Below are 13249 nucleotides of genomic sequence, written 5' to 3'. Positions count from 1 at the left end.
GCAAAACCGCACCGTCCATAGCAAAAACCGTCTCGCCCACAACGAGAACCGCACCGTCCATAGCGAAAACCGTCTCGCCCGCAACGATAACCATCACAACATTCGACACTTTTCGCCAAAATCGAGATTTTCATCGAATGATGTGATGGTTTGGAAGCCCCGACCACCACAAAGGTGCCTGTCCTCATTGTGGTGGTTCTGAACGATGTCTTATGCCGAGGCCTTGGCCTTGCGGCGCTTGCGGACCGCGTGGATCACGATGTCCAACAGCAACAGCACAATGGCTACGACCACAATGAGCACGGCAAACTCGCGCTTGCCCCAGTGGCGGCCGGCCAGCGACTTTTGCTTGTCAATGTCCTTTTTGTTGTACTTGGTGCGCACGCAATGCACCAGCAGGCGATGGTCGTTCACGCCGTAGGGCGTACAGGTGACGAGCGTCACCTTGTCGGCGCCGGGCCCGATGGTCAGCGACTCCATCTCCTCGGGCAGCACCACCTCGGAGTCCACCATCTTGTAGGCGAGCGTCTTGTTCATGGTGTGCAGCAGCACCAGGTCGCCGGGCTCCAGCGAGTGGATGTCGTCGAACATGCTCAGGTTGCGCATGCCCGAGTGCGCGGTGAGCACGCAATGCGTCGAGGTGCCGCCCACCGGCAGGCTCGTGCCCTCCAGGTGGCCGACGCCCGCCATAAGGACTTCTTCGCTCGTGCCGTGGTAGATTGGCATGCTCACGTCGATGGAAGGGATTTCGACCCAGCTCATCATGGGATCGCGGTCAAAGATAAGCTGCTGGGCGTAGGGCTCGATCTGGTCGGCGGGGAGCTCGGTGGCCTCGCCCGCCAGCTGCTCGTTAAAGGAGCGCGCCTGGAGCAGAATGCGCTCGCGCTCCTCGGCAGACAGCGCGTCCACGGTGCTCGACACGGTGCTGATCTGGTTGAACACGCCCGAGGCCTCGAGCCGGTCCAAGATCCACGGCCAGGTCATAAGGCCCACGCCAATAAGGATGATGACGATGGTGATGAGCCGGTCGGCCCAGCGCGGCAGCCGCTTGCGACGGCGCTTGGGCTTTGGTTGAGGTTTGGGCTGAGGGCTTGAGCCGCCGTTGTCCTCGGCGTTATTGCTCTTCATATGTTTGGCGCCCTGCACCATCGCCGGTCACTCCTCTACAGCTCAGGTTGTCTAAACAAATAATAGCCGATTAGCGAGCCCATGCGCCGGACAACGCAGCTAGGACCGAAGCACCGCCGACGATTCGAATTCTTGGAGACCTTCTACAGCGCTTCTTGCCATGGATATTCCTTTCCAAACATGCGATCGACTTCGAGCTGAATTCGCTCATCGTCGATTGCCGCCAAAGATAGCGCAAGCGAAATGTCGTCGACACGGGAGGAGCCGGCAAACACGGGCGCATAGCGCCACACTTGGATCATCGCCGTTTCGTTATCCGGCAACTCCCCGTCTGCGACTTCGAGGTCACTCAGTTGACGCCATGCACTTCTTAAGACGGCCTTTTGTTCCATACCCGGCGCAGCGAGCATCGAACGCGCAGCGAGCGCCGTCTCCCCGGCGTCAACAAGATAGTCGATCTGCGGCGTCTTCCTTGCAAATAAGACCTTCAAGACAGGCGAGGAGAGCTCTGCCATGTGCTCACTGAGCAGAAGATCAACGGCAACAGGAAACACGACGACACGTCGCTCGCAACGCTCGCGCCTCGCGAGCCCCCTGTCAACAAGCTCGGTTATGGCCTCACTCGCGCGGCTTGCCGAGATCCCAAGCGCACGACAAAGGTCATAGGGACGATATGGCTCCTGGGCTGCTCCCCAGATTGCGGCAGCCTGCGCGTTGGGCGACATCTTGGTCGCGTGATTGCGAAACCGGACACTGCCCCTCTCCGTGCAGGCTGTGCCCATAAATGGAAGAAAAGCCTGTCTGCCGGGGCAAACAAACGGAATCCCTTGTGCGACCAATGCTTTGCGCTGACGTGCATCGGCATCAGGAAACGAAACGACAACGGGAGTCTCCGCGCGCAAGGCTAGCTGACTATAGACTCTCTTAGCCTCGGGAAGCCCGACGCCAGTAGGCAAACTTGCAAGCAAAAACGAAAAACCGTTTGCGTCAACAGCGCGGACCTCAATCGCCCGCAGATGCAGCGGCAAGCATGCGGATCCAGGCCAAGTTTTGGTCTTGGCGGAAAGGCCTAGTGCTTCTTGTAAGTAGATTAGTGCTTCGTTCATTTCCATTGTTTTAGTTCGATTCCAGTTTGTATTGGAATTATACATAATTTTCGGAATTAAGGAGATACCGTTCGTGCCTAAGCCTACATTTGGGTTTTCAAAATGTCCCGAATCGGCGGGGCGATTCGGGATATAATGTCTGTAGGAAACGACGCACCCCGCGTAAGTGATCGAAAGCGCGGGCGACCAGTTTCCGGTGTTGTTAAATGCCCGGGCCTCTAACCCCGGGCATTCTTATTTGCGCTTGCGGCGCAAATGCCTTCTACCGTCCGCACCGCGCGTGCGCCTACGGACCTTAAACCGAACCTCATACGAGTCAAGAAACGCGATGACGAACGTGCCCACCGCCGCGAGGGCGGCGAGGACGTTAAGGAATTTCAGCATTTGGGGACCTCCGATCGAGTCGTCGGCCGCCCGCGCACGGGATACGTCGCAAGGATATTTTACTGCGAGTGTATGTACCAACGCCCGGTAAACGCGATTCTGGCAAACATTTGTTCGATAGTTACACACACGGCTCCTCGCCCGGCGGAGCCTGGCCGCATTGTCCGGGTTTGCCCGACGTGTTTGCGTTTTCAAAATGTCCCGAATCGGTGGGGCGATTCAGAATACAATAGCCACAGGAAACGACGCACCCCGCGTAAGTGTACGAGAGCGCGGGCGGCCTAGTTTTCTGGTTTTGTTAAATGCCCGGGATCCGACCCCCGGGCATTCTTATTTGCGCTTGTTGCGGCGCAAATGCCTTCTACCGTCCGCACCGCGCGTGCGCCTACGGACCTTAAACCGAACCTCATACGAGTCAAGAAACGCGATGACGAACGAGCCCGCATCGGACGATGGAGGCTGGCTGCGTTGTCCAAAAAGAACGGGGCAGACTCCAGTGCGGAGTCTGCCCCGAAAAGAGAATGGCAAAGCAAGAACGTAGATAGACGAGAAAAGTGTCCGCAAGTCTCATGGCCATCATATCTCGCCTGCCAGAGGGATAGGTGAGCGAGCGTTACTCCTGCTCGGACTCCTCAGCCTGCTTACGGCTGCGGATGAGGTGTGCCACGCCGATGCACAGCACCGCGCCACCAGCGATCCAAGTGAAGGTCGCACCGTTAAGGCCGGTGAGGGGAAGGCCGGAGCCCTTCTTATTCTTAACGGTAAGAGGAATGATAGCGTTGGAGGTGGTTGTCGAATCAACCATGTCGGAATCATCGTCAACGTTCAGCTTGTTAAGGGATCCGTCGTCATTGTATTCGGGGGTAACAGTAATGTTAAACGGACGAATGGTGTTATAGCCTGCCGGAGTAGTAGTCTCAGTGATCAGGTACTTACCAGCATCGAGGCCCGGAATCTTAACCTCGCCCGTAGTATCGTCAGTTATGAACTCATACGCATGTGCCTCATCAACAAGGCTGCCGTCCGCAGAAAGCCACTTACCGACCGAAGCGCTGTCCTCGTTCGCAACAACCTGGACCTTGAAGCCTGCTTTCAGCTTCTTCGTCAGCTTATCCTGGTCGACCTTGGTGACATCGAGGCGGAAAACGTGATCAGTTACGGTCTTCTCGATGGAGGTGCCGGTACCATCTGCCATGGGGTTGTTGGAGTAGACAAGCTTGACGGTGTTGGGGTTGCCAGCGACCTCGTAGCTAGCATTGCTGGTGAGCTGGGCTTTGTAGGTCACGACAACCTTAGAGTACTTGTCGACGGTGATTGGGGAACCGTAGTCATCCTTGACAGCTTTAAGATCTTCGAAGGAGACCTTAAGGAGCTCGCAATTCTTCGCGTCGGCTGCCGACGACACAGTAGCCTTGAAGCCCTCCTTAACCTTAGTCTTGCTGTTGCCATTGACGATGTAGACATGGAGGTCCTTGGGGTTGGTGCCATCCGTACCCTTAGTAACAACGAGGCCCTTGCTCAGTGTATCCTGGAACTCGTACGTGTACTTGGCATAGGAAGCAATGTTGTCCGCAACGGTACCGGTCAGCTTGTAGTCGACCTCCTGGCCAATCTGGGAATCGCCAACATTACCCCATTCAGTATCGGCAGCTTCCTCGGCGGTCTTGTTCTTGCTGTCGTTGAGAATTTCCTTGTTGACCGTTGGGATGCCGGTCTTCTCGGTAACGACCACGGGATCACCGCCAACGATGGCAAAGATCGGGGAAGTGCCAGTATTCGGCTTGTCCGCCTTAAGGCTATCCGGCACGAACAGATAATAGCCATCACCGTAACGGCCATCAGAAGTGATGCTCGGGCGCGTCCACGAAGTGTCCACCGGAATTGCATTTCCTGCAGGGGTCTCGTCTGTTACCGCAGCTGCAATTGCATACAGCACATCGCCGGGAGCAACGCGCGTACCCTCGCTGCTGCTTGCCGAGCTAGCGTTAGTATCCGTCACATTTACAGAAAGCCACTCAGCCACAACCGGAGCAGCGGCATCATCTGCGAGCGCCTCGGCGAGGCCTTTATCCATGAGTTTCTGGTACTGAGTAGACCCCTTAATGGCGGTAATCACCTTGGAATCGATATCATCATTTGCCCATTCGATATCGGAAGCAACCTTGCCTTTGTCCTTCTCGTCAACGACTTTTGCCTTGAAGATCTGATAAGCCTTGAACGTATTGTCCTTGTTGGCGTCGTTGACCCTATTGATCGTGATGCTACCCTGGTCGCCCTCAGCAAACGCCATGGTCACCGGAGCCATCACGCCGCCGAAGCTCAGGGCTGCGGTGAGGCCTGCTGTCACTGCCAGGCGTGCGATGTTCTTGTTCATGTGCATCTTCTTTCCTCTGCTTTCTACTTCGTAACTCATTCGATCGGTCATCATCTGTCTGTGTCTTAGCATCTACTTCGCTACGTCTCGCCCCGCTCTCTGTGGGGCTGACAGCTATTCTTTATGGCTGCCACCTCCCCGCTTGACCAGGAGCGCGACCACGATGAGCGCGGCTCCGGCGACCGCTGCGGCGGCCGCGGCGTACATTGCCATATCGCCAGTCGAGGGCATAAAGCCTCCGGTGGTAATGCTAGGGGGTGTGCCGGTGGGCGTGTTGATGAGCGACGCCTCCAGGCTGCCCGTCGACCCGTCCGCGCTGTCGGCGCGCAGGGGCGACTCGGCCGTGACGGTGAGTTTGGGCTTGGCGGCGGCCACCTGGTCGACGTCCAGGCCCTCGGCCTTGACCGTCACGGAGCGCGCGCCCTCAAAGGCGGTGTAGCCCTTGGGCGCCTTGAGCTCGCGGACCTCCAGCTTGCCCGAGTCCACGCCCGAGACGGTCACGCGGCCGTCCTCGCCCGTGGTGACGGTGGCCTTGCCCTCTGCATCCCACGTGCCGTCGGCCGCCAGCGTGCGACCGCGGTCGTCGGCGATGCTCAGGACCGCCCCGGCAAGCGGCTTGTCGCCGTCGCTGCCGCGCTTGGTGAGCGCGAGATCCCAGGTGTAGGCGCACGCATCGTCGCTTGGCGTGCTGGTAAAGCCGGCATCGCCGGACTGGTCGGCAAAGGGAGAGCGCGGGTAGCGCAGGTAGACCTCGTTGGGGTTGCCCTTCGCGATGCCGTGGTTGCACGCGCTGTTGAGCGGCGCGTTGTACACGGCGACCACGCGGGCGCCCGCGGTGAAGGCGTCGGCCCCGCCGAGCGCGGCGATCAGGTCGCCGGTACGCACGGTGAAGGTCTTGCCGTCGGCCGCTACCTTGGTGGCGCACTGGGCCGTGATATCGGTCCAGCCCTTCGCGGGCTCGGTGCCGGCGCGCCCGTCCTTGCCGGTCGAGACGGCGTCGAAGCCGCCGTCCGCACCCGCCGCCACGTACACGCGCATGCTCGCGGCCACCTTGGAGGGGTCGAGCCCCGCGCTCATGGTGTCGACGAACTGCACCGTATAGGCGTCGTAGGCGGTAAGACCCGCCGGGACCGTGGCCGAGAGGCGCCAGTACAGGTCGTCGGCGACCGTGGCGTCGGCGGCCTTCTGCCAGGCAGCAGTGCTGTCCTCCAGCACATGCTTTTGGACCTTGGGGGTCGCCGCCTTGGGCTTGACGGTGACGGCGCTGCCGCCGACCAGGGCCATGATCGGCGCGGTGCCGGCCTCGCCCTGGGCGATGGCGCCGTCGTCGGCGACGATGAGCCAGTAGCCGCAGTGCAGCTCTGCCGCCGTGCCCGCGTTAAGGGCCACGGGCTCGGCGCCAGAGCTCTGGAGGGAACGAGCGAGCTGTGCGCTCAGCGCGCTCGTAAGGTGGGAATCGGTGTTGAGCCACTCGGCAGCTTCCTGCGCGGTGATCTGGGAATTGGGCATACCGGCGCTGTGCAGCACAGGCAGGACGGCGTCGCGCGCGGCGTCGCTTGCCCAGACAAGGTCGGTAGCAATCTTGGCGTCGTTGTCGCCGTCGACGACGTTGGCGCTAAAGATCTGGTAGGCGTCGTAGCTGCGCGCCACGGTGCCGCTCACCGTGATGGAACCGTTCGAGGTCGGCGCAGCCTGCGCGGATGCGGGGAACACAGCCGCGCAGGTGCCGATCAAGAGGGCAAGCAGCACAAACAAGATCGGGAAGGAGCAAACTTTCTTATTCACGACGCTCGCCTCCCTTCGCATTCGCCTTGCGACGAATGTGCATCCAGGCTGCAGCAGCGCAAAGCACCGCCGCGCCGGCAAGGTACGTCAGAGTGACGCCCGACATACCAGAAAGGGGCAAAGAGGCGGAGTAGGTGTTGGTAAAGGTGGGGATGGAGGTGTCGGTGAGGTCGCGGGGCGAGCCGTTGGTCACTGGCTTGCCGTCGCGATCCTGAATCTGCTTGTAGGTCGCATTGACGTTGATATGGTGGCCAGAGTCGTCAGTCGCGTTGACCGTAATCTTATAAATCGACTTGTCGTACGTATAGTTCGTAAACGGCGTGGCTGGCTGCTGCTCGCGAACGTAATAAGTAAAGGTCTTGCTTGCACCGCGGCCAGTGGAGTCAGTCGGAAGTTTGTTGAGTTGATCGAGTTTGTACTCGATCTTGTCGAAGCTCAGGGTCTGGGACTTGCCGCCGTCGGCAGTGGTGATAATCTCGCCCTTGGGGTTGGTCACAACCGTCTTGGCATTTTTGAAGTCCGCGTTATCCGCAAACTCGAGCGTAAACTCCTTCATCTCGCCGCCCTTTACGACCTTGGTCACCTTAGGAGTCCAGGTGCCGGTAGAGGTGTACGGAGTGTACTTGTTGGTGAAGGTCTTTTCCCCGCCGGGGCCGTTAATCGAATAATAGCCTTGGTCGTCCTTTTCCAGCGAGTTAGTTGAATCTCCCGGACTCACGCTTGTGATCGTGTAGTTGTGAACGTAAAGAGGAACGTCCGAGTTTGGATTTTCCCTGCTCGGCACCTTCATGAGTAGCGTTTGGTTGTCCTGAACCGTCACCACAATCTTGTACACGGCTGGGTCGTACGTGATGTCGAGATCATTGCCAGCATTTTCGACCAAGTAGTATGTAATCTTGTTAGCCTCAACAGTCTTATCAATGAACTGTTCGCCAAGGTCAAAGGTGATGTTACCGTCCGCATCATTCTTGGCGGTTCCGACCAAGGTGCAGCCGCCACTGTTGAATGTCTTGTCATTCCAAAAGGGCTCCGTCGCGCCATCCGAATCCTTACGGTAGACCGAGAAGGAGAACTGGTCTTTGGCGAGCGCTATGCTTTCCTCGGTCTGCTTATTTTTCATTTTCAGCGCCTTGGTTGCCTTCAGCCTAAGGCTCGGATAGACATACGTATCCGCAGGCACGCCCAAGTACAGGTCGCCGTTCGACATGATGCCGCCGCCATGGTTCCAGGAATAATTGCCCGTGATGAAGGTTGTCGCGGCTGTCTGCGCGGCAGTTGCCGCGGCGTCTCCAGCTTGAACACCCGAGCTCAGACCGATGCTGTTATATACCTGCACGCCACCGTTAGCAGGGATAGTAATGGCTTGCGTAAGCTCTTTACTTCCCGAGTATTCGGCGTCACCGCCGCCGAGCATTTTGCCAATCACTGCCGCGATTGGCTCGCGGTGACCCTCCGCTGCAAGGAAGAAATCGGCGTGACCGTTTTCGCGAAAGTCAGAACTATTGTAGGCGTCAGTATCCTGATTCTTTTTGTGGACAAGGCCTTTGTAGCCACCAGCGGATAGGTGAGGGGTGCCTTCGTTGCCGCTATTATTCTCAGAATTATAATCATCTTTTGCGTCATGCTGATCTTTGGCAGACGTATTGCCAAAGATCGCTGTGCCGTAGGTGTTCGTCACCAAGGTCTTGCCCGTCGGGCAAACCGCAACGCCGCCACCGTAGCCACCGGCCTCATTGCTGCTTATATAGGAGTTATAGACAAATAGCCTGCCCGCATTAGATGCGGTATCCGAATCGCCCTGGACAAAGATACCGCCTCCGCCCCAGTCAAAGCGAGACCTGCAGGAGTTATTAGTGATATAGACTGGAGTAGATTTTGACGCACCTTCTATCATCGCGTCAACCATCTGGCCCACGCGAATGCCAGCACCCTCGGAACGGTTGCTCACATTTGCGGCAATAGTTCCCCCCGTAATGTTGAGCCATGCCATTGTCTCGCGAGAACTCGCCCCGTGTCGATCGACATCGGTAATGTAAACGCCGCCGCCTGCTTCCTCAGAATAGTTGCCCGTGATCTGGCCGCCCGAAATGGTGACATGAGTACCGTTTCTAGCGGCAAGTCCAGCGCCGCCATGATCGCCATAACCATCTTGGCCACAGAAATTGGCATATTTATTGTTAGTGATGTAGCCACCGGAAACAGTGACGCTGCCGTTTTCGGCCATGATGCCGCCGCCGAAACCAGCACCAGAAGGAAGTGTGCTGTTGCCGGAGATTACGCCATTAGTCATGGTGACCGTGGAACCTTCAGCATACACACCGCCGCCATTAGGAGCACTGTTGCCGGCAATTACACCACCGGTCAAATTAAGGGTCGAAGCAACGCCTTTCGCGTTGGATACCTTAATGCCCGCGCCCGCGCCCGAGCTAGAAGCGCCACACACGTAGCCGCCGCTCATGTTGACGGTAGAGCCGTTCTCGGCATAGACCAAGCTGCTAACCCTGCCGCCTTTCTTTTGCGTGATCACGCCGCTCACAAGGTTAAACGAGCCCTTGCCGTTGTTGTTATACAGATTGATGAGCCTTAGATTTGCGTTGCCGTCGCACGCCACGATGGCGCCCTTAATATCGAACTCATGTCTGACAAGCGTCTCGATTGTCCCTGTACCACTCGGAGTCGATTTGGTCACGTAGTAGGTAAGATTAGACGGAATGCCATCGTTATCGTGAATTAACTCAGCTATCTTGCCATAATTGGCGGGATTCAGGCTCTGCCCCTGATCAGTTAGCTGCTGGCCCTCGCTGACCGTCTCATTCGCCTGTGCGGAATCCTTAATTGTAAGTGTTGCGCCGTTAGCAATATCAAATAACGGCTTGTCGGTGTTCAAGCACTTAATCTTATGGCCGTTTAGGTCAAGGGTGATATTGATAGGGTTATCGTCAGTTTGTTCAAGTCTAATCTCACCGCTGTATTCAATATCGTTAACAAGCTTAAAGGTAGCGGAGCCATTTCCATCGCGAAGGTTCTTATCAGAAAGCTTCGAGCTAAGTTCATTCCCATTGCTGATTTCATGAGCCGATTCATTCTCCGCAGCAAGTGCGATTGTGCCTTCACCGTTAGCATCATCATCCGCAGGCTGCGCGGTGCTTTCGACCTCTGCATCATCAGCAGTCGAGTCTGCTGCGACGTTGTCCTCGCTCGCGTCATTCCCGGCATCGTCACTATTCTGGTTTTCGGTATCCCCGTTTTTGGTGTTTTCTACATCAGTAGACTCACTTGAGGAACCCCCCCCCATCACAGTTTCCTCGGCAGAAACTGTCTGGGCGTCGTTGGCAATGGCCTGCGAGATCGGAGGCATGACGAGCGACAGTACCAGGCTCAACACGGAGGCTCCGCACAAAACGCCTGCCAGTACACGGCGCGTCGCTTTATTACTCTGCTTAGATTTGTCCGAATTCGCTTTCATCGATGTCTCCTCCCCAAGAGACCGCGATCTTGCTCTTTCACCATCAAACGTATCTGCGCAATCTGCAATTGCGCTCGCTAATGATGCAATTATAACGATTGTTTAAACATCTGAGCAGCAAAACCGACATTTTTGTGCAAGTTCTCAATTCTCTTGACAATTGCTCGGATTTACCTTCGTTTATTCGCTATCTATTTTTTGTTTCTGCTGGTAATTTAGTTGCGTATTATTATTTAATGGCATTAGATTTATTTGCACAACATTTTGCTCAAGAGCGAACATCCTGTGAACGGTCGAAAATCGACCGTGAGCGGTAGGTCATTAACCGGGATGAATATCCTACCAAATTGATGAGAATATCTTTAACCCATCGGTAGTTAGAAGCATGATGTTCAGACAACCATATTTGAATTTTCACACAGATTTTAGGTATCAATTCGACCAAATCGCCTGAGGCCACCGCAAAGGCGCCTGCCCCCTTTGCGGTGGCTCTCCCCCGGCGCTACAGCAGATGCTCCTCGATAAAGATCGCGATGCCGTCTTCGTCGTTGCTGGCGGTTACAAAATCGGCGGCGGCGCGGGTGGCGTCGCTGCCGTTTGCCATGGCCACGCCCACGCCGGCGTCAGCCACCATGCAGGTGTCGTTATCGGCATCGCCAAACACGCAAATGTTCGTAAGCTCCATGTCGTTGAGCTCTGCCACGCGTACAAGGCCGCGCGTCTTGGACACGCGCGGATCCATGAACTCGTAGAGCCGCTGCGTGGTTTGCAGAGCCGCCGCCTTAACAGTGTTATCGGCAAACGTCGACGCCCGCTCAATCACCCGCGGCATTACCTCGGGCGCCATGGTAAACATCACCTTGGGCTGCGGCTCGCGCAAGAACTCGGCAAAATCGACCACCTGGTAGGGCACGCCGTCGACGCGTGACAGGTGCTCGACGCACGCGTTGCTCTCGGGCACGTAGAACACGCCGTCTCGGGGGCAGACGGGTGTTGCCGGAAGGTCCGCCATGTGCTTGCAGATGCGCGCGATGGTCTCGCCCGGCAGCGGATAGCTCAGCTCGTTGATGTCGTGCGCGCGGTCGATGACCTCGGCGCCACCGCAGCCCACGAGCACGTCCACCAGGCCTTCGATGCCCCAGAGCTCGTACATGGCCTCGGTCGCATGGGCGTCGCGCCCGGTGCACAGGCCAAAGAGCACGCCACGCTCGCGCAGGGCGCGGATCGCCGCCACGGTGCGCGGGGACACCGTGTGCTGGCTCGTGAGCAGCGTACCGTCGATATCGCAGAACACGGCTTTGATGTGGCTGAAGGTGGTGTCCATGGGAGCCTTTCTGGGTTGTGCGGCGGTGTGGGGTGTATTCGCAAACGGCGTACATGGTATACCAAGGCACAGGCGCGGCCCGTAGACGCCGCAACCACCACAAAGGTGCCTGGCCCCCTTTGTGGTGGTTGCGGCGTCTACGGGCAAACCATCACAACATTCGACGTTTTTCGGCAAAATCGCGATTTTCATCGAATGTTGTGATGGTTTCTTACCGCCTTGCGGCACGATTCAAGTGATTACGTCCAAACAGCAGCAACGCCGCAGGGATCGCCGTCACGACCATGCCTGCCCCCACGAGCGTCTGCTGCACGCCAAATGTTGCCGCCAGCCACGGTGCAACCGCCAGAGGGGCCACGCCGGCGAACATATTGCCAAAGCCCATGACCGAATTGACGCGACCAAGCTGCTCGAGCGGAGCCGTCGTTTGCACGATGGTGTTGTGGAGCGGGTTGACGACGCCCCACGCCACGCCCAGGACAATCTGGCCGACGAGGGCTACACCCACGTACGGCGTCCCCACATAGAGCAGGCTTCCCAAGCCCACGGACATGAGCGCCACGAGCAGCGTTTTTAGGTTTACCAAGTGCGGCGGCAAGCGGAGCGCGAGCACGGCACCCAGCACCGCGCCGACACCGCAGGCAGACGAGAGCCAGCCCATCCACTCAACGCCAACGTGCAGAACATCGCGATAGAAAAACGACTCGAGCGGATCGAAGGCTCCGTAGCCAAAGTTCGAAAGAAAAATGATGCAAAACAGCAGGGTGAGGACGCTATTGGTAAAGACCGTCTTGATGCTGGCTGCGAAGGTGGCGCGGGCGGACGTGCTGGGGTTGGAGCTTTGTCCCGCACGCTCCCCTTCCTCTGCCGAATCGGCATCCGCATGCCCGGCGACATGGCTGGTCTGCGGCCTAAAGCCCCAACCGGCGACGAGCGCCAGCACGGTAAAGAGCATCATGAGCACGAACACCGCGCGCGACGACGCAGCCGCCGCGACAAAGCCGCCCAGCGTGGGTCCGACGATAATGCTCACATTTGAGAACATGGCGATGGCGGAATTGATGTCTTTGAGTTCGGCGGGGTCGTCGGTGAGGTAGGCCGGATAAGATGTGGCGATGGGTTGGGCAAATCCCATCGTAAAGCCTAAGAGCACCGCGCCGAGCAGGACGATGCCGGTCGCGCTACCAAAGGCGTTGATTGCCGCACCAGTTGCGAGAGCGCCGATGATGCTCAGCAAGAAATGGCGTCGCGGGCCCCAGGCATCGAGCGCCGCTCCACCCGCAAAGGATCCCAGGATCACAAATACATTCATAAACAGGACGGCCAGCGATGTCGCGACGACCGAAGCGCCGTCCGCATAGGTGAGCGTTCCGATGACGCCGATAAAATAACTGGTCTGAAACCCGGTGTAGATGAGAAAGCGCATCGCCACCAGGCGCTTGGCCTGCACAGACAGCGATGATTGAGGCTTTGAGAAAAGAGAGACGAGCATGGAGACTCCTTGTTTCATACGAATGCGGACGGCGGGCATTCGCCACCGTCTGTCAAATCAATCTATCCGCATGAAAAATTAAGGACGCATCAAGCACCTTCTCTCCGTTTTTCACCCGTCATGAACTACTTGGTAGATTGTAAGGCATGTCTCACACATCTACCAAAGCAAAATCCACCACAAAGGTGCC

At 57.5% G+C, this 13249-nt stretch carries 8 protein-coding genes; all 8 read right to left on the bottom strand.

Annotated elements, in window-relative coordinates; translation table 11 throughout:
• Window positions 1-210: 210 nt before the first annotated feature.
• Window positions 211-1128 (bottom strand): class C sortase, encoded by a 918-nt coding sequence (locus DWZ15_RS05615; protein WP_158572505.1) that lies wholly within the window; start codon window positions 1126-1128, stop codon window positions 211-213.
• A gap of 143 nt (window positions 1129-1271) precedes the next feature.
• Window positions 1272-2234: a MarR family transcriptional regulator gene (locus tag DWZ15_RS05610; protein WP_147352315.1), complete on the bottom strand. Its 963-nt coding sequence runs from the start codon at window positions 2232-2234 to the stop codon at window positions 1272-1274.
• A 234-nt stretch (window positions 2235-2468) separates the two neighbouring features.
• On the bottom strand, window positions 2469-2618 hold the full coding sequence (locus tag DWZ15_RS10545; RefSeq protein WP_199580038.1) for a hypothetical protein: 150 nt from the start codon (window positions 2616-2618) through the stop codon (window positions 2469-2471).
• Window positions 2619-3231: 613 nt separating this feature from the next.
• A complete protein-coding gene (locus DWZ15_RS05600) occupies window positions 3232-4992 on the bottom strand; it encodes an isopeptide-forming domain-containing fimbrial protein (protein ID WP_158572504.1) in 1761 nt (586 codons plus the stop codon).
• Window positions 4993-5106: 114 nt separating this feature from the next.
• Entirely contained in the window at window positions 5107-6777 is a 1671-nt protein-coding gene (locus DWZ15_RS05595; protein WP_158572503.1) for a SpaA isopeptide-forming pilin-related protein, read from the bottom strand.
• On the bottom strand, window positions 6770-10243 hold the full coding sequence (locus tag DWZ15_RS05590; RefSeq protein ID WP_118449871.1) for a Spy0128 family protein: 3474 nt from the start codon (window positions 10241-10243) through the stop codon (window positions 6770-6772). Before DWZ15_RS05590 ends, DWZ15_RS05595 begins: the two co-directional genes overlap by 8 nt.
• Window positions 10244-10745: 502 nt before the next feature.
• On the bottom strand, window positions 10746-11567 hold the full coding sequence (locus DWZ15_RS05585; protein WP_118449869.1) for an HAD family hydrolase: 822 nt from the start codon (window positions 11565-11567) through the stop codon (window positions 10746-10748).
• A gap of 211 nt (window positions 11568-11778) precedes the next feature.
• The gene (locus tag DWZ15_RS05580; protein ID WP_158572502.1) at window positions 11779-13059 is read right to left on the bottom strand and encodes an MFS transporter; all 1281 of its coding nucleotides are present in this window, start codon (window positions 13057-13059) and stop codon (window positions 11779-11781) included.
• Window positions 13060-13249 lie beyond the last annotated feature (190 nt).

Origin of the sequence: Collinsella sp. AF29-7AC (genome assembly GCF_003475665.1) — a bacterium.
In the GTDB taxonomy this organism is placed as follows: domain Bacteria; phylum Actinomycetota; class Coriobacteriia; order Coriobacteriales; family Coriobacteriaceae; genus Collinsella.
This window is presented reverse-complemented; position numbering and strand designations above follow the sequence as displayed.

Bases quoted from the DNA above. Each gene is read 5' to 3' on its own strand.
- DWZ15_RS05590 (WP_118449871.1), bottom strand. From the start codon at position 10,243: ATGAAAGCGAATTCGGACAAATCTAAGCAGAGTAATAAAGCGACGCGC.
- DWZ15_RS05580 (WP_158572502.1), bottom strand. From the start codon at position 13,059: ATGCTCGTCTCTCTTTTCTCAAAGCCTCAATCATCGCTGTCTGTGCAG.
- DWZ15_RS05615 (WP_158572505.1), bottom strand. From the start codon at position 1,128: ATGAAGAGCAATAACGCCGAGGACAACGGCGGCTCAAGCCCTCAGCCC.
- DWZ15_RS05585 (WP_118449869.1), bottom strand. From the start codon at position 11,567: ATGGACACCACCTTCAGCCACATCAAAGCCGTGTTCTGCGATATCGAC.
- DWZ15_RS05600 (WP_158572504.1), bottom strand. From the start codon at position 4,992: ATGAACAAGAACATCGCACGCCTGGCAGTGACAGCAGGCCTCACCGCA.
- DWZ15_RS05610 (WP_147352315.1), bottom strand. From the start codon at position 2,234: ATGAACGAAGCACTAATCTACTTACAAGAAGCACTAGGCCTTTCCGCC.
- DWZ15_RS10545 (WP_199580038.1), bottom strand. From the start codon at position 2,618: ATGCTGAAATTCCTTAACGTCCTCGCCGCCCTCGCGGCGGTGGGCACG.